This window comes from Variovorax sp. 10N432, from assembly GCF_056394465.1.
In genome coordinates this window covers 59,435-78,897 of record NZ_JBFTHX010000029.1, presented here as the reverse complement: position 1 = coordinate 78,897, position 19,463 = coordinate 59,435, and the positions used below count along the sequence as shown (strand labels likewise).

Below are 19,463 nucleotides of genomic sequence, written 5' to 3'. Positions count from 1 at the left end.
GACAACATGAAGAAGCCGATCGTCGGTTTCATCGCCGGCGTCACGGCGCCTCCCGGCAAGCGCATGGGCCACGCCGGTGCGCTGATTTCCGGCGGCGCCGACACGGCGGATGCCAAGCTGGCGATCATGGAAGAGAGCGGATTCACGGTCACGCGCAATTTCTCGGAGCTCGCCAAGCGCCTCAAGGCACTCCTGTAAGTCGCCCCGCGTTCTTGCTGCCCACACAGAGAAGAAGCGCCCGCAACCGAGTTGCGGGCGCTTTTTCAATCAAATAACAGTGGAATAAAGAGACATGGAATTCCTTCAAACCACGGACTTCTGGATCGGTCTGCTCAAGATCGTCTGGATCAACATCATTCTCTCGGGCGACAACGCGGTCGTGATCGCGATGGCCGCCCGCTCGCTGCCGCCGCAGCAGCAGCGCACCGCCGTCCTGTTCGGCTCCGGCGCCGCCGTGGTGCTGCGGATCATCCTGACAGTGGTCGCGGCCAAGCTGCTGGCCTTGCCGTACTTGCAGATCATCGGCGGCCTGCTGCTGCTGTGGATCGGCACGCAGCTGCTCAGCGGCGAAGAGGAGGGCGATGGCGAAGGCAAGGAATACGGCAGCATGATGGCCGCGGTCCGCACCATCCTGCTGGCCGACCTGGTCATGAGCCTGGACAACGTGATCGCGGTCGCCGCGGCCGCGCAAGGCAGCATGGTGCTGCTGATCCTCGGCCTGGCGATCAGCATCCCGCTGGTGATCTTCGGCAGCACCCTGATGATCAAGCTGATGGAGCGCTTCCCGATCATCGTCATGCTCGGTGCAGCCCTGATCGGCTGGGTGGCCGGCGAAACCATCGTGAGCGACACCATCCTGCGCGATATGCTTACGGCCAATCCGTGGCTGCATTACGCGGCAGCTGCGGCCGGCGCGGTGTTTGTCGTCGCTGTCGGAAAATGGCTGCAGAAGCGATCCCACGCCGCAGCCTGACACGCCGCAGTCCATCCACCTCCTGATCCATGGCGAATCCCGGTACTTCAGTTTCCAACGACCCCGGCGTCCTGAGGTGGGATTTCGCCGCGCTGACCGATCCGGGCCGGGTGCGCGCCAACAACGAGGACACCATCGCCTTCGAACCCTCGCTGGGGCTGGTGCTGCTGGCCGACGGCATGGGCGGCTACAACGGCGGCGAGGTGGCCAGCGGCATGGCGATCGCGCTGCTGCAGGCAAGTTTCGGCCGCTGGCTCGCGCATGCCGGGCCGCAGGCGCATCCGAAGGCGATCAAGCGCGCCCTGCAGGCCGGTACCGACGAGGCCAACGCGGCCATCCTCGAGGCCGGCATCGCGAACGTGCAGCTCCAGGGCATGGGGACCACGCTGGTGCTGGCGGCCTTCGGCTCGCATCGCGCCATCGTCGGGCACATCGGCGATTCGCGCTGCTACCGCCTGCGCGGCGACCAGCTCGAACTGCTGACCCGCGACCATTCGCTGCTCCAGGAGCAACTCGACGCCGGGGCCATCACGCCCGAGCAGGCCGTGATGTCGCCGCACCGCAACCTCGTCACCCGGGCGCTCGGCATCGAGCGCCACGTCGACCTCGAGATGCACGAGCACGGTGTGATGCCGGGCGACCTGTTCCTTCTGTGCTCCGACGGACTGTCCGAAATGGTGTCCAGCGCGCAGATTTTCACGATTTTGTTACAAGATATCGGCTTGCCGGAGAAAGCAACACTTTTGGTTGCAACTGCGAACGACAATGGCGGCCGGGATAACATTTCGGTTGTCCTGGCCCGGGCGGGTGGGACCCAGGCCCCTGGCGCCACTGGATAGAGAAGGTCTTCAAACTGTGCTGCCAGGGCCCTGTGAACAAAACAACGAGATCCAGGAGTCGGCCATGCCGAAATTGATCGTGTCGATCGACGGTGTCGTGATCAAGGACGTCACGCTCGCCAAGGACCGGACCACGCTGGGGCGCCGGCCCTACAACGACATCGTGGTCGACAATCTCGCGATCAGCGGCGAGCATGCCGTGCTGCACATGATCGGCAGCGATGTCTACCTGGAAGACCTCAACAGCACCAACGGCACCTACGTCAACGGCCGCGCCATCAAGAAGCAGGCGCTCGAGCAGAACGACGTCATCGAGGTGGGCAAGTACAAGATCCGCTTTCTGGCCGGCGCCGCCGCGGCGACCGAGAGCCTGCTGCCGGTCCGGCCCGCCCCCCCGCCACCCTCGGGCCCGATTCCGCTCTCGTCAGCGCCCACCGTGCAGTCGCCGCTCGGCGGCGGCACGGCCGGCGCGGCCGTCATGCGGGTGCTCTCGGGCTCGGCCGCGGGGCGCGAGCTGTCGCTGCAGAAAGTCGTCACGACCATCGGCAAACCCGGCCTGGCCGTCGCCGCCGTCACGCGTCGGCTGCACGGCTACGTGGTGGCGCCGATCGACGGCGAGACCCAGCTCAACGGCGAGCCGCTCGGCAGCGAGGCCGTGGCGCTGCAGGACGGCGACGTGCTCGAGCTCGGCGGCACGCGGATGCAGTTCGTCATCAGCTGACCGCGCCCTGAAGCAGCCGCGCCGTCTTCGACCGCGGGTGGCCGGATGAACCTGCTGCGCCGGCACGGCGCGCGCATCGCCATCACGCTGCTGCCCGTGGCGCTGGCCCTGGCGCATGTGCTGGGCGGCTGGCAGCTTCCCTTCGTCGACCGGCTCGACCGCTTCATCTACGACGTGCGGCTGCGGGCCACCCTGCCGGGCACGCTCGACCCGCGGATCGTCATCGTCGACATCGACGACCCGAGCCTGCAGGCGCTCGGCCAATGGCCCTGGGGCCGTGACCAGCTCGCCCGGCTGACGACCGAGATCATGGAGCGGCAGCAGGCGCGGGTGCTGGGCTTCGACGTGCTGTTCGTCGAGCCCGATGCGAGCTCGGGCCTCGAGGCCCTGCGCCAGCTCGCGCAGGGGCCGCTGCGGGAACGGGCCGGGCTGGCCCGGGAGATCGAGCAGCTCGCGCCCTCGCTCGACCGCGACGCCGCCTTCGCGAAGACGCTGGCCGGCCGCCGGGTGGCGCTCGGCTTCTACTTCACCCAGACCCGGGTCCCGCGGACCAAGGGCGCTCTGCCGGCGCCGGTCCTGCCGCCCGGCACCTTCCCCGAGGGCCGCGACTACACGACGCGCTGGAACGGCTTCGTCGGCAGCATCCCCCAGTTGGCCGAGGCTGCGCCGGCCGGCGGCTTTCTCAACGTGGTGCTCGACGGCAGCGTGGACGGCGTGATCCGCGCGGTGCCGCTGATCGCGCGCTACGACGGCGAGAACGCCCAGCCCGGGTACTACGAATCGCTGGCCCTGGTGGTGTACCGGCTGGCCGTTGGCGACACCGGCCTGGCGCCGGCGTTCGCGCCGGCCGGACCGGGAAGCGCGCCGCCGCCGCTGGAGGCGCTGATTGTGTCGACCGGGGACACGCGGCTGCGCGTTCCGGTCGACGCCAGCGCCAGCGTGCTGGTTCCGTTTCGCGGCGTAGGAGGGCCGCGCGGCGGGTCCTTCCGCCATGTGTCCGCATCCGAGGTGCTCCGCGGCGGCTTGGCCGCGGGAGAGCTGAAGGACAAGATCGTGCTCGTCGGATCGACGGCCCCGGGCTTGCAGGACCTGCGCTCGACACCGGTCGGTGCCGACTTCCCAGGTGTCGAAGTGCACGCCAACATCGTCTCTGGGCTCCTGGATTCGAGGATCCCGGCGGTTCCAGACTACGCGCTGGGCTACGAGCTCGTGATGCTGCTAGCGGCCGGGCTGGCGCTGGCCTTCGGCCTTTCGCTGAGCGCCGCGGCGCGTGCGGTCGGGGTGGCCCTGTCGATCTGCGCGGTGCTGATCGGCGTCAACTCATGGCTCTTCCTGCGCGCCGGGCTGGTGCTGCCCCTGGCGCTGTCGCTGCTGATGGTCGCGCTGTCCTTCGTGCTCAACATGAGCTGGGGCTACTTCATCGAGGGCCGCTCGAGCCGCGGCCTGGCCCGCCTCTTCGGCACCTATGTGCCGCCGGAGCTGGTGGACGAGATGCGCGCCGATCCGGGCCGCTACAGCATGCGGGCCGAAAACCGCGAGCTCACCGTGATGTTCTGCGACATGCGCGGATTCACCGGGATGGCCGAGCAGATGGCGCCGGCCGAGCTTCAGGCCTTCCTGAACATCTTCTTCAGCCGCTTGAGCGAGATCATCAGCGCCCGCCGCGGCACCGTCGACAAGTACATGGGCGACTGCGTGATGGCCTTCTGGGGGGCGCCGGTCGAGACGGCCGATCATGCCGAGCTGGCCGTGCAGGCGGCCATCGAGATGGTCGCCGCGGTGCGGGAGCTGAACGGCGGCCGGCGCCAGTCCGGGCTGCCGGAGGTCCAGGTCGGCATCGGCATCAACACCGGCGTGATGAGCGTCGGCGACATGGGTTCGGCCGTGCGCCGCAGCTACACGGTGGTCGGCGATGCGGTCAACCTGGCATCGCGGATCGAGGGGCTGGGCGTGCACTATGGCGTCGAGATCGTCGCCACCGAGGCCACCCGGCGCGCGGCGCCGGGCTTCGCCTGGCAGGAACTCGACACGGTCCGGGTCCAGGGCAAGGCGCGGAGGGTGCGCATCTTCACGCCCATCGGGCGGTCAGATAGCGTTGGCGCCGACGTCCAAAACGAGCTGCAACAGTGGGATGGAGTGCTTTCCGCCTATCGCCTGCAGGATTGGTTACAAGGACAGGCTATGCTGTCGGCCCTCGTTGCCGCGGATGCCAAAAAAGTCCTTTACCAGCTGTATGCACAACGTTTAGCCTCGATGTCGTTGCAGCCCAATGATCCCGAATGGGACGGCGCAACCCGGTTCGATTCGAAGTAGCGGCCTACGGGCTGGAAAGTCAAAAGGTCTCGCGAAATGCAGGTGCGTGTGTTGGGGTGCTCCGGCGCCATCGCCAAGGACTGCCGCACGACCTCCTTCCTGGTCGATTGCGACCTGCTGGTCGACGCCGGCACGGGCGTGGGCGACCTCACGCTCGACGAGATGTCGAAGATCGACGATGTGTTGCTGACGCATTCGCACCTCGACCATGTCGCCGCCCTGCCTTTGATGATCGATGCCATCGCCAGCCGCCGCACCCGGCCGCTGCGCGTGCATGCGCTGCGCGCCACCATCGAGGCGCTGCGGGCGCATGTATTCAACAACGTCATCTGGCCCGATTTCGCCAGCATTCCGAGCCGCGAGGCGCCATTCGTGACCTTTCATGACCTGGTAATCGGCCAGGAACTTGAACTGGGCACGCGGGCCCTGAAGCACATCGAGGTGCTGCCGGCGGTCCATACGGTGCCGGCCTGCGGATTCGCGGTGCGCTGCGCGCAGGGCGGGCCGCACTGGGTGTTCAGTGGCGACACCGAACGCAACGCGCCCTTCTGGACCCGCGTGAACCAGCTCGACGTCGCGATGCTGGTCATCGAGACCGCCTTCAGCAACCGTGAACAGGCATTGGCCCGGCGCAGCCTGCACCTGTCGCCGGCGACCTTGGCGGACGAACTGGCCCAGATCGCGCCGGGGCGCAGCTATCCGATCTACATCACGCACACCAAGCCGGCCGAGACCGAAGAGATCATGAACCAGATCGACAGCATCGCGCATGGCTCGCGCATGCGCGCCGGCGGCGACGCGGGGTGGGACATTCGGTGGCTGCAAGCGGATGAGGTGCTGCAGACCTAGTTTGCTACTCATGCGTTGCATTTTTTCTCTCAACTGGAATAATGCAACGCATGGATAGCAAAATCGCCACGCCGATCTCTTCGCTGTCCGAGGTCGGCGCCACCGTTCGCAGCGCGCGCCGCCGCAAGAAGCTCTCCCAGACTGCATTGGGCGAGCGCGCCGGCCTGTCGCGCATGCCGGTCTACCGGCTCGAGGCCGGAAAAGACATCTCCCTGGCCTCGCTGCTCGCCATGCTTGCGCCGCTTGGCCTGGCGCTGAGCCTGGAGCCGCGCGAGCCAGGGCCGCTGCGCGCGGCGGACCTGGCGAAGGCCTTCGCGCACCTGCAGGAGCCCGACGAGACGTGACGGCATTGCCCGAAAAACTGCGGGACCTGCAGTTGGCGGTTCATGGCCGGCCGCAGGCCTTGCTCGCCAAGCGGTCGATTTATTCGCTGGTCTATGAAGCGGAGGCGCAGCACCAGGTCGGCCTGGGCCTGCCGATCGCCGACCGCGTGTTCCAGGACGGCGACCTCTTTGCCGCCCTCGACATGAACCTTCCCGAGGGCTATTTGTTCGAGCGCATCCTGGCGCGTTTCGGCAAGTTCCAGGTCACCAAGATGCATCTGCTGGCCCTGATGGGCGCCGGCGCCATCGGCCGCGTGGCCTACCAGCTGCCCGGCGAAGCGCCGCTGGGCGTGGGGGCCGCCGGCCTGGTCTCGCGCGACGACCTGCTCGCCGGCGGGCGCAGCGACGCCTTGTTCGAGGAACTGGTCGACGCCTTCATGGGCCCGGGCACGGGCCTGGCCGGCGTCCAGCCCAAGATCATGGTGCCGGTGGCCGACAAGGCCGTGGTGCCCGGCCCCAACGCCATCGTCAAGGCCGAGGGGCCGCGCTACCCCGGCCTGAGCGCCAACGAGTGGCTGTGCCTGGAAGCCGCGCGCCACGCCGGGCTACCGGTTCCGCGCGCCGATCTTTCGGCCGACGGCAAGCTGCTGGTGCTCGACCGCTTCGACATCCAGCCCGACGGCAGCCGCCTCGGCTTCGAGGACATCGCGGCCGTCATGCAGCTGCGTGTGCGGGAGCGCCTTTCAAGCCGCAAATACATCGGCAGCTATGAAGACGTGGCCGCCGCCCTGCGCCTGGTGTGCAGCGAACCGGCGCCGGCCTTGCACCAGTTCTTCAAGCTGCTGGTGCTGACGGTGCTGCTGCGCAACGGCGACGCCCACCTCAAGAATTTCGCCGTGCTGTACGACGACGACCGGGTCTGGCCCAGCCCGGTGTACGACCAGGTGACCACGGTGCTCTATCCCTACGAGCGGCCGGGCGGGATTGAGACCGTGGACCATACCCTGGCGCTCAAGTGGCGGCGGGGAGGGCGCAGCGGCGACAAGTCGCCGGCCCGGACTTATCCGAACCGGGCGGAACTCGAGGCTTTCGGGCGCGATGTGTGTGGTGTGCATCATCCGGGCGCGGTGATCGAGCACAGTTGTGAGGCGATGAGTGCGGCGCTGGCGGCCGCGCATGTGGCGGTGCCGGGGGAGTTGCTGGGGCGGATGACGGAGGTTTGGGATGGGGCTCGGGCTTGGATGCGGGTGGGGAGTGGGGCGGGGCGGGGGGCGCGGGTATGACGTGGGTTGGCAGGTGGGTGACAAAAATGTCATCCGCCGTCGAAGCGCTGCAACAGTTTTCGTCACATGTTGTAACTAGAACGTGAACAACTGCACGTGAAAAGCGGCGCGCACGGGCGAAATCGGGGGTGGCACGGATGCTGCGGTTACATGTCCGCACCGGGGGCCCGCCTCGGGCTCTACAACTAACTGGAGTGAATGAATGAACCGTCGGAACATCGCACGCAACGTGCAAAAGGGTTTCACCCTGATCGAATTGATGATCGTTGTGGCGATCATCGGTATCTTGGCTGCCGTGGCTCTGCCGGCTTATCAGGACTACACGAAGCGTGCTCGCGTTTCGGAAGGTATTGGCCTGGCTTCGGGCGCAAAGACGTCTGTGGCTGAGTTCTACGCCTCCAAGGGCCATTTCCCGCCGAGCAGTTTGTCGGCGGGCCTGCCGCAAGCTGCCTCGATCAGTGGCAATGCCGTGACCAGCGTCGACGTGGGCGCGGGCGGCACCATCACCGTTAAGTTCAACGACAAGGTCGAGAACAACACGACGCTCATCATGACGCCTTCGTCGAGCATTACGGCTGGCAGTGTTACCTGGAAGTGCACGGGCGGGGACGTCCAGCCAAAGTATCGTCCGTCGGAATGCCGTCCGTAAATTGAACCCTCCTGGGCTTCGAAAAAGGCACTCCGGTGCCTTTTTTTCTTTTCAAACCTGAGGCCGTGCAAAGCGGACCAGATTGACCACTGCGCGCACCGTCCCGTCGACCTTCGGACGTCCTATCGGTTTGTGGGTCCTGCTTTTGGTGGTCATCGCCCTCTGCTACTTGCCGGGGTTGCGTGGCAGTTTCGTGTTCGATGACGAAGTCAACATTTTGCAGAACCCGAACTTGCGCCTTGGTTCGTTCGGTTTCAGCCAAATTCGCGCGGCCGCATTTTCAGGGGATGCCGGCCCGCTGGGTCGCCCCATCGCATTGGTGAGTTTCGCGCTCAACCTGTATGCAACCGGAAACGATCCATTTTTCTTCAAGCTGACCAATCTCCTGATCCACCTCTGCAACACGGTGATCGTGGGGATGTTGGCTCATACGCTATGCCGCCACTTCGACGGTGCCCCAGATGGGGACTCGAAGGATGTCAGCGCGTGGTTGGGGTGGCTCATCGCTGCGCTTTGGGGACTTCATCCCCTGAACCTTACGAGCGTTCTCTATGTCGTCCAACGGATGACTAGCCTGTCGGCGCTGTTCGGATTGCTCGCCTTGGTCGTCTACTCTCGCTGGCGTGCGACTGACGCTGGCCCTGGTGCAGTCGTCCGTCCGTGGCGATCGCTGATCGTTTGCGCTGGAGTGTTGATATTGCTTGTCGCGTCCATGCTCAGCAAGGAGTCAGGCTTGCTGTTCGCGCCGCTATTGCTGTGGATCGAATACTTCGTGTTCGGATTCCGCCTGCGGGGAGTGCCTTTGCGACTGGGGCCGTGGTCCTTGCAGGCCTTGACGACTGTTGTAGTCGTCGTCGTGGCGCTTGGCGTCGCGTTGTTCGTTCTGCCGCGCATGGTTGTTCCTGGCGCATTTGCCAATCGCGATTTCACGCTGACGGAGCGGGTGCTGACGGAATCGAGAGTTTTCTTCTATTACTTGCGACTTGTGGCGCTGCCGCGTAGCTCGGAGCTCTCGCTCTATCACGACGACTTCGAGATTTCGACCGGACTCTTCGAACCGCTCACGACAGCGCTGTCCATCACGGCGCTGGTGGCAATCAGCTCAGCTGTGGTCGTCTGGCGCAAGCGTGCGCCGATTCTATTGTTCGCTTGGGGTTGGTTCTTGATTTCGCACGCACTGGAATCGACAATTTTTTCGCTCGAACTCGTCCATGAACACCGCAACTACTTCGCCACTATCGGAATTTTTGTCGCGCTGGTCTGGGCGTTGAGACGCATACAGACTCGTTGGCGGCGCATTGCGTATGTGCTTTTGGGTTGCTACCTCTTGCTGCTGGCTGGGGTAACTGTCACTCGATCGTTGCAATGGTCGAACAATGTGGACTTAGCGCTCCTTGAGGCGAGCAACCATCCACGCTCGGGACGTGCAAACTATGAACTCGGGCGCAACTACCTTGCGCTGCTTGAGACTACCGGCGAACAACGTTTCGGCTCGCTAGCGGAAGACGCCTTGCGTGATGCAGCCCACAGTTATCTTCCTGGACTTGGACCCTATTTCGGGTTGATCCACCTATCTTATTATCGAAAAAAATTGCCGGATCAAGAGGTCGTCTCAATCCTAGAAAGCAAATTGCGCACCGGACCTTTCTACAACAGCAATATCAGTTTTCTTAACTCGTTCCTCCTGTGTCAGGTCGACGACCGTTGCCATATGTCTGATCGTGAGGCCGTGCAGCTCTTCAAGGCGGCATTGGAAAACCCCCACATTCGACGCGACAAGAAGGCAGAGGTCTACAAGTTTTTGGCTCAGTACTACATAAACCGAATGAACGATTTGGACAAGGGCATCGAGTTCATCGCCGAGGCGGCGTTGACGAGTGACTCTGCCGCGACGCGCATCATGTACGCGCAGGCTCTTGGGCTTCAGGGGCGCTTCGCGGACGCGCATTCGCAACTCGACCGCGCCGTTGCACTCGATACGCTGGCCGTCCAAAGTGCACGAATCGAGCGAGAGCGCTTAGCGTTGCGCAAAGGCGTGGCACCGTGAGCGCCGTGTCGCGTACGATCGAAACCGCCATGAGAACCGTCCCCATCACTACGAAATCCACCATCATCGCGCCAGTGTCATCCGGGCTCCTATGGTCCGGTAGCGAAAATGTTGATCAGGGTACCCGGATCAGTGTGGTGATCCCCGCGCGAAACGAGGCAAGAGGGTTGGCCGAATTGCTGCCGGAATTGAGATCCGTGCTGCCAGATGCCGAAGTCATCGTCTCCGACGATGGTTCCACCGACGAAACCGCTGCCGTTGCGCTGGCCCATGGCGCGCGCGTCGTCGGCCGCCCCTACGGCGCAGGCAATGGGGCGGCGGTCAAGGCGGGGGCGCGTGCCGCCACCCGCGAGTGGATCGTTTTCATGGATGGCGACGGTCAGCACCGCGCCGAAGACGTCGGAAGACTGCTTGCGAGGCTGGGTGAGGGCTACGACATGGTGGTCGGCGCGCGCAGCGCCGGGGGGCAAGCCAGCCGCCACAGAGGACTGGCGAATGCGTTTTACAACCGCTTGGCGACATGGATGGTCGGTCACCCGGTCAAGGATCTCACCTCGGGCTTCCGGGTGGTTCGGCGCAAGCACTTCAAGGAGTTCCTGCACCTGCTACCCAATGGCTTTTCCTATCCGACGACCTGCACGATGGCCTTCTTCCGTGCCGGCTATTCCGTGGCATACGAACCAATCGACGTGCAGCAGCGGATCAAAGGAACTTCGAGCCATGTCAAGGTCGTTCGGGACGGCGTACGCTTCCTGTTGATCATCTTCAAGATCGGCACGCTCTTCTCGCCCGTCAAGCTCTTCGCGCCGATTGCGGTGACGTTTTTTTGTACCGGGCTCGGCTACTACCTCTATACCTTCCTGACACAGCACAGATTCACCAACATGAGCGTGCTGTTGTTCAGCGCCGCCGTGATCATTTTCCTGATCGGGCTCATTTCGGAACAGATCACCGCATTGATGTACGGAAGCACGGGTGAAGCCGAGGATCAATGACACGCACCGCCCGGGACTCTGATCGCTCCATACAAAAGGTTCCTCATGAAGCCACGCATCCTGGCGCTGAGCGGCCGTGGGCGGACCTTTTACGGGACGGCGTTCTGGTCGTTCATCGCCAAGGCAGCAGCAGCAATCTGCCTGCTCTTGTCGATGCCGATGATCATCGGCCGGTATGGCGTCGAGCAGTTCGGGGCCTGGGCGACATTGTGTTCCTTCGTCGCGATCACACCCCTTCTCGATTTCGGACTGGGCAACGCCGCACTGAATCTGATTTCCGATGCACGAGGACGACAAGCCGATCGCGAATGCTCGTTTCTGCTCAGAATGATCGCGATCCGTGCGAGCAGAATCGCCGTGGCGGTGACGATCCCCGTGGTCCTGGCCGTATTCGTCTCGCCTTGGTGGTCCATTCTCGGATTGCCGCGAGAACTGGACGGTCCCGCTCGACAAGCTGTCGCCATCATCGCATTCGCGTTCATTGTCAATATTCCCTTGGCAGTGGGCCTTCGAATGCAGCTAGCACTGGATCAAGCGGCCTCGGCGTTCAGGTGGCAGACCGCAGGGCAACTGGTCTCGCTGTTCGCGATCTTTCTTGTCTGCCAGGGCAGCTCAACCACGTTCCCGATGCTTTGTGCAGCGGCTGTTTTGCCGACGACGCTCTTCTCGGCGATTAGTTGCAGCAAGATGCTGCGCCGACAGATCTGGCTTCTCGTAGGCGAAAACGATCGAAACCTGGTTCATGAAATCGGCGAAAATCTGCAGCGATTGAGCCGCTCGTTCTTCATGTTGCAGATTGCTTCGGTGTTGGCATACGCCAGCGATTTGGCAATCATTTCATCAAGGCTCGGCGCCGCCGACGCGGCTATCTATGCGGCGTCACAAAGAGTTTTTGGAATCATCCCGAGCGCGGCTGCCCAGTTGTGGGCACCGCTCTGGCCGCAATACAGGCGTGCATTGGCCGCCAAGGAGATCAGATGGGCGAAACGTACGTTTCGCCGCTCTATATTTCTAGCTGCGGGTGCAGCATCGGGCCTAGCAGCGTCTGCGTTCATCGCATTTCCATGGATCGTCGCGATACTGGGGCGCGGGCGGATCGATCCATCAGCTATTTTGAATTCCGGGTTCGCGGTATGGGTGGTGCTGGACTGCTTGGGAGGGGCGATTGCCGTTTTGTTGAATGCGGGCGGCATCGTCCGATTCCAATTGGTGCTGTCGGTCGTTTTTGCCGCAGTGAGTTGTGTCTCGAAGATCGTGCTGGCGCCTGCTGTTGGTGTATCCGCAATTCCCTGGATCACGAGTGCTGCGTATTTCTCTTTTGTGCTCGTTCCCATTTTCGTGGCTCGCAAGGGGCTCATGCGTGCAATTTTTAAATAGATTCTGAATGTCATATTCAATTTCGGACAAGCCGGTGGTTCTGTTTGATGGATTTATTTTTGCAAACCACGAATATGGGGGGATCAATCGCTATCTGGTCGAGCTCATTCGACATATAGCCATGGAGGGCCGCATGCATCCGGTTGTGCATGCTCCGTACTATGTGTCGAAATATCTGGACGATCTTCGAAATCATAGCATTTCAATCCGGGGGAGAAGGCTTCCAGTATTCAGAGGCGTCAGTCTGATTGCGAGAAATTTAGGTCGGTTTCAAGGGATCGAAAAGCATTTCGATGTCTTCCATTCAAGTTGGTATCCGCAAAGTCGGCCATGCGAGAAACGAAAAGTCTTCGCGTTCATGGTGCATGACATGATCGCTGAGCTATTTCCGGAAGAGGTCTCCAATGCCAAGAGCCAAGCGCTGGAAAAAAGTTCTGCAGTGAAAATGGCGGACGTGATCTTTGCAAATTCAGAATCCACTAAAGCGGACCTGATAAATATTGCTGGGATTGATTCGAAGAAGATTGTTGTCACGCCTCTTGCAACCTCCATAGTGCCTCATTCTCAAGATTTCGCCCCGTCGGATAGTGATTGCCCATATTTGCTTTACGTGGGAAAACGATCCGGGTACAAAAATTTCTCGGCTTTGTTGAATGCATTTAGACAAAGCAAAGCGATAAACTCCAATTTTCGATTGATATGTTTTGGTGGCGAACCTTTCAGTCCAGAGGAGCAGGCGCAGTTGGTCAGTCTTCCGAAATTTGGAGCCGGAAATGTTGTGCGAATTTCCGGCGACGATGCCCTTCTTGCGAGGATGTATGCAGGCGCGACGGCCTTTGTATGTTCCTCGAAGTATGAAGGCTTCGGAATTCCGTTGCTTGAAGCAATGAAGTGCGGATGTCCAGTTGTGACTACGCGGGGAGGAGCATTGGCGGAAGTGGGCGGGGAGGCGCCTCGCTATGTCGATGGCAACGGCCACGATGCGATAATGGCTGCACTCGAAGCATTGATATTTGATCGATCGGCCTTGAAGGACGCGGCGCAGGCAGGCTTGAAAAGGGCTGACGAATTTTCGTGGAAAAATACAGCAAGATTGACCGTCGATGCCTACCTCGAAAATCTCTAACGCATAACTGTGCGCTGTGGTCGTCGTCAAGTTCAGTATAAAAAATACTTAAAAAGATGTTGAGATTAAAGCATTCAGGTCTCTTCAGCAGCATATTGACATGGGCAACCGAAAATCGAAGCGATTCGGTCGTTGTTGACTTGAGACGAAAAATTGCCAAAAACCTGATGGGAATCGCGCGTCTTCTGAAATATGACCCGCCTTGTCTGATTGAAGTGGCCGGCGTGGCTCAAAAAATGCTGGTGCCGCTCTCGCATCGCATGCCGGAATATCGAGTTCGATTCAGTTGGTACGATAGGTGCTTGACTAGGCTTTCTGAGTTTATTCGTTCGAACTCGATTCGTGTCGGACTCATAGACGTGGGAGCAAACATCGGAGATACCATACTTTCATGTAATCTCATGCCGAGTGAGCGGTGTATCGCAATAGAGCCGCACCCTGATTTCATCCACTATCTGCGCTCGAATGTTTCCCAGTCGCCCAACTGCGAAGTGTGGGAGGTCGGATGCTCGGCCGCCCGAAAAGAGATCACTATTGCGGCCCAAGTGGGCGGCACAGCCAGGCTTGGCGTCGGAACAATCGAGTCGACGCGAAATCACACCGTTAAATTGATGCCGTTGGATGATATCGTTGCCGCTGTCAGGGAGCCAACCGAGTTCAATCTTTTGAAAATCGATACCGATGGGCATGATTTGGAAGTGCTCATCGGAGCTTCAAATTATCTGCAAGCTGTTCGTCCTTGGATTCTTTATGAATGCGACATTCACCTGACTTCGAATGGCCGAATCCGGCACGCTGAAATTCGGAAGAATTTTGAGAAGTGGGGTTACCGCAAAGCCCTGTTCTACAAGAACACTGGAGAATTATTCAAATGTGTTGAAATCAGCGACGAGGTGTGCTGGGTCTCTCTCATCGAAGATTTAGGAACTGGGTCTCCTGCGTACTATGACATTCTTATCTTGAGCACCAATCTCGAAGGTGAAAAATTCGCAGAAGCCGAGCAGCTATTGTTTTCTGTTGGCGATCATGAACGCAGACCATAAATTTGCAGAGGGTGTGCAGAAATCTAATTCCGAGCAGATCTATGTGATTCTCACGGATTTTGACGGATTTGCGCAAACTCGTAGGTGTCTTGACGCCCTTCGGGGTAGCTTTGGGGTTGCCACGCGGATAGTAGTCGTTGATCACGGCACCACAGCGGAAACGCGCAATGGCATTACTACTGAATTTCCTTACGTAACGAGAGTCGAGGCTTCGAGTGAATTGTGGTGGACTGGTGCGATCAATACTGGAATTCAGTTCGCCCTGGAAGCCGGGGCAACTCGGATCGTATTATTGAACAATGATTGCTACGTTCAACCCGATACGTTGTTCCACTTGGTCAAGCTATCCGGCAAGAATCCGGCGGCAATCATTGCCGCAATACAAAGGGATTCGCAATCAAAATCGATCGGTTCGCTCACAATATCATGTAATTTTTTACTCGGATTTCCGACCGTGCTGGGAGTCAAGTCGGCGAACATGATTCAGTTCGAACAGGGGTTGATATCGGCAAATTTGATTCAAGGCGGGCGCGCGGTTTTGATTCCCGTCGAGATATTCCGGACGATTGGATTGTTTGATTCCGTTGTTTTCCCACACTACAGCGCGGACCATGATTTCTATTTGCGCGCACGTGCCGCTGGCGTCCGGCTGTACGTAGGCCTGCACGCAATGGTCGACGTCGACACTACGCGGACGTCGAGCGCTTTCAAGCCGATCCAGATGAGTTGGTCGCAGTTCCGAGAAAGCCTGCGTTCGGTTCGATCCCACCGAAGCATTGGCCATGTCTCCTCGCTTTTCAAGCGATACTATCCAATTCCTCAGTTGTACATGCTGGGTGTCTTTTTATTTGTCAGCAGATATGCGCTGGCATATGCAATTGGTCGCATATTTTCAAAAAATACCAGATGAGCCAATGAAGATACTGGTTGCGACAAAGCGGCACTACACCGGGAAGGATTTGATCGATCAGCGTTATGGTCGGCTCTACGAAATCCCGGAGGCCCTGGCAAGCCAGGGCCATCAAGTCACCGGTATTGCGCTCAGCTACAGGAGTCAACGCGCAGGGCTGCACCAGCCTGGAAAAGTTGCTTGGCATGCGTTGTCCGCCCTTCCATTCGAGCCATACGGGGCCCTGCGGTATCTAAGGCGATTCGGTCAGTTGGTCGATGAGACGCAGCCCGATGTTGTCTGGGCGAGCTCGGATGCATGGCATGCCATCGCCGGGGAGTTCGTGTGCCGGTCCAGAGGCGTGCCGCTGGTGATCGATCTGTATGACAACTATGAGAGTTTCAACCTGACTCGTGTGCCCGGCGTCCGAGCGAAATTCGCGCGTGCATGCAGGGCGGCGGCAGCGTTGACGGTCGTGAGTTCGACCCTGGAGGAATTGGTTGTGGAGAGGTATCGATTCTCGGGGCCCGTGGCGATTGTCGGCAATGCGGTCGATACGGTTTCCTTTTTTCCGCGGGACAAACGGGAGGCTCGAGCGTCCTTGGGGTTGCCTGCCGGAGCCCGGATCATCGGGACCGCCGGGGCCTTAGCCAAGAGTCGTGGCATCGAAGATTTGTTTAGAGCGTTTGAACTCCTGTCCAAACGGCATGGAGACCTGTACCTAGCGCTGGCTGGCCCCAGAGATTCGTCGGTCTCGTTGCCCGCGCACGAGCGGATCCTGGATCTCGGCGTGCTGCCTGCGCCGGATACAGCTTTGTTTTGGTGTGCGCTCGATGCGGCGGTGATCTGCAACAAGGACAGTGACTTTGGTCGCTATTGCTATCCCCAGAAGTTCCAAGAGATCGTGGCTTGTAAGGTTCCCTTTGTCGCAGCCGACGTCGGCGAGTTGGCGCGCATCTGCCGAAACAACCAGTCCTCCCTGTATCGTCCCGGATCAGCGGTTTCGCTCTTCGATCGAATGGAAGAGGCGCTGTCGGTGCCGATGCAGCCCTCAGCTCTGCGAGCCTCCGATTGGAGCGAGCGGGCGACAGTCGTGGAAGCTCTCCTGGAGCGCGTCTGTTCGTCTTCGCGGCGAGTCGCTGCAACGCATAGAGGTTGACAGGCTCTGTGAACCGATCTCATCCGGTCACCGCGAATCAATACGAATGATTGCGCATGCGGGCGCGCGTGGAAACGCCGACCAGCGTTCCAGCCATGCACAGCCATTGGACGAAGTTCGCGAATCGATCTCCTCCACTGAGTAATTGGGCTTGGATCGCCGTCGGGTAGAAATCCATGCTGCCGTTCTGTACCCAATGAGCGACCCGACTCATGTGGTAGGTCATCGAGTCCCACGTATTGAGTGGCGCGCGCGGCCAGCACCGCGGTCAGGATCAAAACGCCAGCCACATGGGTCAACATGATTCGTTCCACCACTTCGGAGCGGCCGACGATCTCGAGACGCCGAAACGCGTCGAGCGCTGCTCTCGCTCCGACCGACCTTCACCGAAAGGAGCACTGCCAGAATCGCTCGCACCGAGGCGACGGACGCGAAATTGAGCAAGTGCACTGCGCCGAGTACTTTGGTGACGGCAACCGTCGCGGCCCCGATGTAGGTGGCAGAAAGCAACAAGGCTTCGCATCGGTCTTTCGAGTTCTGCCTTTCCAGATCGGGACATAGGTGAGTACGAGGCAGAGGGGTAGAAGGAGAATCATTTGTACCGTTCAATTGACCGTGGGGCGCCCCACTTTCCACCTTCGACTCTCGGCGACAGCATCCTGACTGATCGTTGGTCAATTCACGCGACCGGTTCTTCGCCGGGTAGAGTGCACCGGTATGAATTTGGTCTGATCATGGTCCGGCGGTGGTGCTGTTGATCCCGACGTGGGGTGTCATTCTGAATTTGCAGAAGTCGAAGTAGCCTATTCTTGGGCGTCTCCAAGTCTCCGCCAACTCCTTTCCGGCGCGGGCACCAGGAGAAATCGCTGAGCGAATGCCTTGCGAACGTCACGTCAAGATGTACCACAATGCTTGAACCAAGGGCATCATGCAAAGGCGGGACGGCTTCGAGACGAATCAGCGAAAGCTTGACCCCAATCCAAGAGGCGAAAATAGAAATGCAAGAGAAGAACGCGGAGATCGAGAACATTCGAACGTTCTACAACACGGTCTACTACAAGGATGTGAACCGGCACGAGTCCTCGTCGTCGCACTACGAAAGACTTGCTGCGCGTATCGGCATCGCCTCGAACGACCGTGTTCTGGATGTCGCGTGCGGTTTGGGTCTTTGGCTCTCTGTCTGCAGCAAGCATGGGGCCACACCGTCGGGCATCGACCTGTCAGAGCGCGCGATCGGTGCCTGCAGGCAGGCCATGCCCGAGGGCACCTTCTTCGCGCAGCCAGCCGAGAAACTGCCCTTCGAGGACGCGTCCTTCGACGTGGTGACCTGTCTGGGGTCGCTCGAGCATTTCGTCGACCAGGAAGCCGCGATCAAGGAGATGGTCCGCGTCGGAAAGCTGAATGCCAGGTTCGTGATTCTGGTTCCCAATGACGGCTTTCTGACACGTCGCCTGGGCTTCTACGGCGGAACGCATCAGGTCGCCGCGAAGGAAGTGATGCACAGCTTGACCAATTGGGCGGCGCTCTTCGAACGCTGCGGCCTCCTTGTCAAGCTTCGATGGCGCGACCTGCACGTGCTGTCTTGGTCATGGATTTCTTCCCGAGGTTGGCGCCATGTGCCCATTCGCGCCGCGCAAGCGGCCGCCCTCGCGATCTGGCCGCTCGAATGGCAGTATCAGGTCTACCATCTTTGCACTGCCAAGACCCCCAGCTAGGGCACGAGCTTTTCTTCGCTCACCCATGGCGAAGATGCACGGTCTTCGATAGGGACATCCAGCCCGATGGCAGCAGCCAGTTGCCTTCCGATTCGATCCCACGCAAAGCGGCGCGCAAAGGCCTTGGTGTCCTCTGACGACAGCGGATGATCGAGCAGTGCGATGGTCGCCGCGGCGAAGGCCGGGGAGTCTCCCGGTTCAATCAGACGGCCCGACCGATCCTCGGCCACCGCATCCGGCACGCCGCCCACCCGGTAGGCGACGGTGGCGACGCCGCGTGCAGCCGCCTCGATAGCCACCATGCCGAAGCCCTCCGGGTCGTTGGGCCGCAGTTGGACGGGGAAGACGTGCAGGTTCGCGATCCTGTAGACCATCGACAGTTCATCGTCGGTGATCTTGCCGAGGAAGCGGATGTTCACCCCCACGCGCGCCTCGCGCGCGACAGCTTGGATGCTTTCGACGCTCTGGCTTGCCGCGGCCAGGGCGTGAACCGGTGCGTCGCCGACGATGACGAGGGTGCACTGCGGCACGTGCGCGACGATGCCCGGCAGCACGTCCCGCACGAATTCCAGAATGCCTTTTCGCGGCGTCAGTCGGCCCACGGAGATGAGCAGCTTCCCAGGTCCGAGATCGTGCTTGCGCCTGAACTCCGCCAGATCCTGCAGGTCGTCCGGTTCCGAGATGGCGGGCAACTCCACGCCGGGATGGACGATCCGGATCCGGTCGCCCCGAACACCCGCGCGGAGCGCTAGTTCGCGCGTCGCCGAACTGTTGACGATGACCGTGTCCGCCCGCGCGATCAGAGGCAGCCACACGCGCCTGTAGACCGCATGGTCGACCGTCAGGTCGAGCCCGTGTGCATATACAACCGCCCTGGCGCCGCTGAGCTTGGCCACGATCACGGCGATGGGGGCTGTCAGGCCGCTGCCGGCCATGATGATGTCGGGGCGCCAGCGCGGCGCGATCCGCAAACACCTGAAGAAGGCCTGGAGCAGGAACGGCCCCATCTTCACGCTGGTGGCCTCGTCGATCGCAACCCCTTCCGGCGCTAGCGACGCGCTTCCTTTCGGCCCAAGCACACGCACCTGCGCGTAGCGCGAAAGCTCTTGCGCAATGTGCCAATTGAGTCGTTCCATGCCGCCGATCAGCGGCGGTAGATTGC

Annotated in this window: 18 protein-coding genes and 1 pseudogene; 17 read left to right on the top strand and 2 right to left on the bottom strand. The window is 60.9% G+C overall.

Annotated features, from left to right (window positions below; translation table 11 throughout):
* The 16 genes and pseudogenes from AC1DF3_RS27000 to AC1DF3_RS26925 all read left to right on the top strand — a co-directional run.
* A pseudogene (locus AC1DF3_RS27000) lies at positions 1-198 on the top strand (succinate--CoA ligase subunit alpha); the annotation flags it as partial.
* Positions 199-292: 94 nt separating this feature from the next.
* Positions 293-973, top strand: coding sequence for a TerC family protein (locus tag AC1DF3_RS26995; protein WP_286533354.1), 681 nt, complete (start codon positions 293-295; stop codon positions 971-973).
* A 29-nt stretch (positions 974-1,002) separates the two neighbouring features.
* Entirely contained in the window at positions 1,003-1,812 is an 810-nt protein-coding gene (locus AC1DF3_RS26990; RefSeq protein ID WP_286519721.1) for a Stp1/IreP family PP2C-type Ser/Thr phosphatase, read from the top strand.
* A gap of 64 nt (positions 1,813-1,876) precedes the next feature.
* Positions 1,877-2,533 carry an FHA domain-containing protein gene (locus AC1DF3_RS26985; protein WP_286533356.1) on the top strand — a complete coding sequence of 219 codons (657 nt, stop codon included), beginning with the start codon at positions 1,877-1,879 and terminating at the stop codon, positions 2,531-2,533.
* 45 nt (positions 2,534-2,578) lie between these two features.
* The gene (locus AC1DF3_RS26980) at positions 2,579-4,846 is read left to right on the top strand and encodes a CHASE2 domain-containing protein (RefSeq protein ID WP_478141461.1); all 2,268 of its coding nucleotides are present in this window, start codon (positions 2,579-2,581) and stop codon (positions 4,844-4,846) included.
* 36 nt (positions 4,847-4,882) lie between these two features.
* A complete protein-coding gene (locus AC1DF3_RS26975) occupies positions 4,883-5,695 on the top strand; it encodes an MBL fold metallo-hydrolase (protein ID WP_478141460.1) in 813 nt (270 codons plus the stop codon).
* A 50-nt stretch (positions 5,696-5,745) separates the two neighbouring features.
* On the top strand, positions 5,746-6,039 hold the full coding sequence (locus AC1DF3_RS26970) for a helix-turn-helix domain-containing protein (RefSeq protein WP_478141459.1): 294 nt from the start codon (positions 5,746-5,748) through the stop codon (positions 6,037-6,039).
* Complete coding sequence (locus AC1DF3_RS26965) at positions 6,036-7,301, top strand: type II toxin-antitoxin system HipA family toxin (protein ID WP_478141458.1); 1,266 nt, start codon at positions 6,036-6,038, stop codon at positions 7,299-7,301. Before AC1DF3_RS26970 ends, AC1DF3_RS26965 begins: the two co-directional genes overlap by 4 nt.
* Before the next feature lie 202 nt (positions 7,302-7,503).
* Positions 7,504-7,950, top strand: a complete 447-nt coding sequence (locus AC1DF3_RS26960; protein ID WP_478141457.1) for a pilin — start codon at positions 7,504-7,506, stop codon at positions 7,948-7,950.
* A gap of 82 nt (positions 7,951-8,032) precedes the next feature.
* Complete coding sequence (locus tag AC1DF3_RS26955) at positions 8,033-9,997, top strand: tetratricopeptide repeat protein (protein ID WP_478141456.1); 1,965 nt, start codon at positions 8,033-8,035, stop codon at positions 9,995-9,997.
* A gap of 29 nt (positions 9,998-10,026) precedes the next feature.
* Positions 10,027-10,992 (top strand): glycosyltransferase family 2 protein, encoded by a 966-nt coding sequence (locus AC1DF3_RS26950; protein WP_478141455.1) that lies wholly within the window; start codon positions 10,027-10,029, stop codon positions 10,990-10,992.
* 45 nt (positions 10,993-11,037) lie between these two features.
* Positions 11,038-12,369, top strand: coding sequence for a lipopolysaccharide biosynthesis protein (locus tag AC1DF3_RS26945; protein ID WP_478141454.1), 1,332 nt, complete (start codon positions 11,038-11,040; stop codon positions 12,367-12,369).
* A 7-nt stretch (positions 12,370-12,376) separates the two neighbouring features.
* Entirely contained in the window at positions 12,377-13,495 is a 1,119-nt protein-coding gene (locus AC1DF3_RS26940; protein WP_478141453.1) for a glycosyltransferase family 4 protein, read from the top strand.
* Positions 13,496-13,551: 56 nt separating this feature from the next.
* Positions 13,552-14,538 carry an FkbM family methyltransferase gene (locus AC1DF3_RS26935; protein ID WP_478141452.1) on the top strand — a complete coding sequence of 329 codons (987 nt, stop codon included), beginning with the start codon at positions 13,552-13,554 and terminating at the stop codon, positions 14,536-14,538.
* Entirely contained in the window at positions 14,522-15,448 is a 927-nt protein-coding gene (locus tag AC1DF3_RS26930; RefSeq protein ID WP_478141451.1) for a glycosyltransferase family 2 protein, read from the top strand. Before AC1DF3_RS26935 ends, AC1DF3_RS26930 begins: the two co-directional genes overlap by 17 nt.
* Positions 15,411-16,586, top strand: coding sequence for a glycosyltransferase family 4 protein (locus AC1DF3_RS26925; RefSeq protein ID WP_478141450.1), 1,176 nt, complete (start codon positions 15,411-15,413; stop codon positions 16,584-16,586). The genes AC1DF3_RS26930 and AC1DF3_RS26925 overlap by 38 nt, the downstream gene beginning before the upstream one ends.
* Positions 16,587-16,623: 37 nt before the next feature.
* On the opposite strand, the gene AC1DF3_RS26920 is transcribed toward AC1DF3_RS26925, so the two are convergent.
* The gene (locus AC1DF3_RS26920; protein WP_478141449.1) at positions 16,624-16,812 is read right to left on the bottom strand and encodes a hypothetical protein; all 189 of its coding nucleotides are present in this window, start codon (positions 16,810-16,812) and stop codon (positions 16,624-16,626) included.
* A gap of 772 nt (positions 16,813-17,584) precedes the next feature.
* Between AC1DF3_RS26920 and AC1DF3_RS26915 the strand changes: the two genes are divergently transcribed.
* The gene (locus AC1DF3_RS26915; RefSeq protein ID WP_478141448.1) at positions 17,585-18,301 is read left to right on the top strand and encodes a class I SAM-dependent methyltransferase; all 717 of its coding nucleotides are present in this window, start codon (positions 17,585-17,587) and stop codon (positions 18,299-18,301) included.
* Here the strand turns inward: AC1DF3_RS26915 and AC1DF3_RS26910 are convergent.
* The gene (locus AC1DF3_RS26910; RefSeq protein WP_478141447.1) at positions 18,298-19,437 is read right to left on the bottom strand and encodes a glycosyltransferase family 4 protein; all 1,140 of its coding nucleotides are present in this window, start codon (positions 19,435-19,437) and stop codon (positions 18,298-18,300) included. The genes AC1DF3_RS26915 and AC1DF3_RS26910 overlap by 4 nt on opposite strands.
* Positions 19,438-19,463: the final 26 nt, after the last annotated feature.

Coding starts and splice junctions, on each gene's coding strand:
- AC1DF3_RS26920 (WP_478141449.1), bottom strand. CDS start 16,812: ATGACCTACCACATGAGTCGGGTCGCTCATTGGGTACAGAACGGCAGC.
- AC1DF3_RS26970 (WP_478141459.1), top strand. CDS start 5,746: ATGGATAGCAAAATCGCCACGCCGATCTCTTCGCTGTCCGAGGTCGGC.
- AC1DF3_RS26930 (WP_478141451.1), top strand. CDS start 14,522: ATGAACGCAGACCATAAATTTGCAGAGGGTGTGCAGAAATCTAATTCC.
- AC1DF3_RS26960 (WP_478141457.1), top strand. CDS start 7,504: ATGAACCGTCGGAACATCGCACGCAACGTGCAAAAGGGTTTCACCCTG.
- AC1DF3_RS26980 (WP_478141461.1), top strand. CDS start 2,579: ATGAACCTGCTGCGCCGGCACGGCGCGCGCATCGCCATCACGCTGCTG.
- AC1DF3_RS26910 (WP_478141447.1), bottom strand. CDS start 19,437: ATGGAACGACTCAATTGGCACATTGCGCAAGAGCTTTCGCGCTACGCG.
- AC1DF3_RS26935 (WP_478141452.1), top strand. CDS start 13,552: ATGTTGAGATTAAAGCATTCAGGTCTCTTCAGCAGCATATTGACATGG.
- AC1DF3_RS26950 (WP_478141455.1), top strand. CDS start 10,027: ATGAGAACCGTCCCCATCACTACGAAATCCACCATCATCGCGCCAGTG.
- AC1DF3_RS26945 (WP_478141454.1), top strand. CDS start 11,038: ATGAAGCCACGCATCCTGGCGCTGAGCGGCCGTGGGCGGACCTTTTAC.
- AC1DF3_RS26990 (WP_286519721.1), top strand. CDS start 1,003: ATGGCGAATCCCGGTACTTCAGTTTCCAACGACCCCGGCGTCCTGAGG.
- AC1DF3_RS26915 (WP_478141448.1), top strand. CDS start 17,585: ATGCAAGAGAAGAACGCGGAGATCGAGAACATTCGAACGTTCTACAAC.
- AC1DF3_RS26985 (WP_286533356.1), top strand. CDS start 1,877: ATGCCGAAATTGATCGTGTCGATCGACGGTGTCGTGATCAAGGACGTC.
- AC1DF3_RS26940 (WP_478141453.1), top strand. CDS start 12,377: ATGTCATATTCAATTTCGGACAAGCCGGTGGTTCTGTTTGATGGATTT.
- AC1DF3_RS26995 (WP_286533354.1), top strand. CDS start 293: ATGGAATTCCTTCAAACCACGGACTTCTGGATCGGTCTGCTCAAGATC.
- AC1DF3_RS26975 (WP_478141460.1), top strand. CDS start 4,883: ATGCAGGTGCGTGTGTTGGGGTGCTCCGGCGCCATCGCCAAGGACTGC.
- AC1DF3_RS26925 (WP_478141450.1), top strand. CDS start 15,411: ATGCAATTGGTCGCATATTTTCAAAAAATACCAGATGAGCCAATGAAG.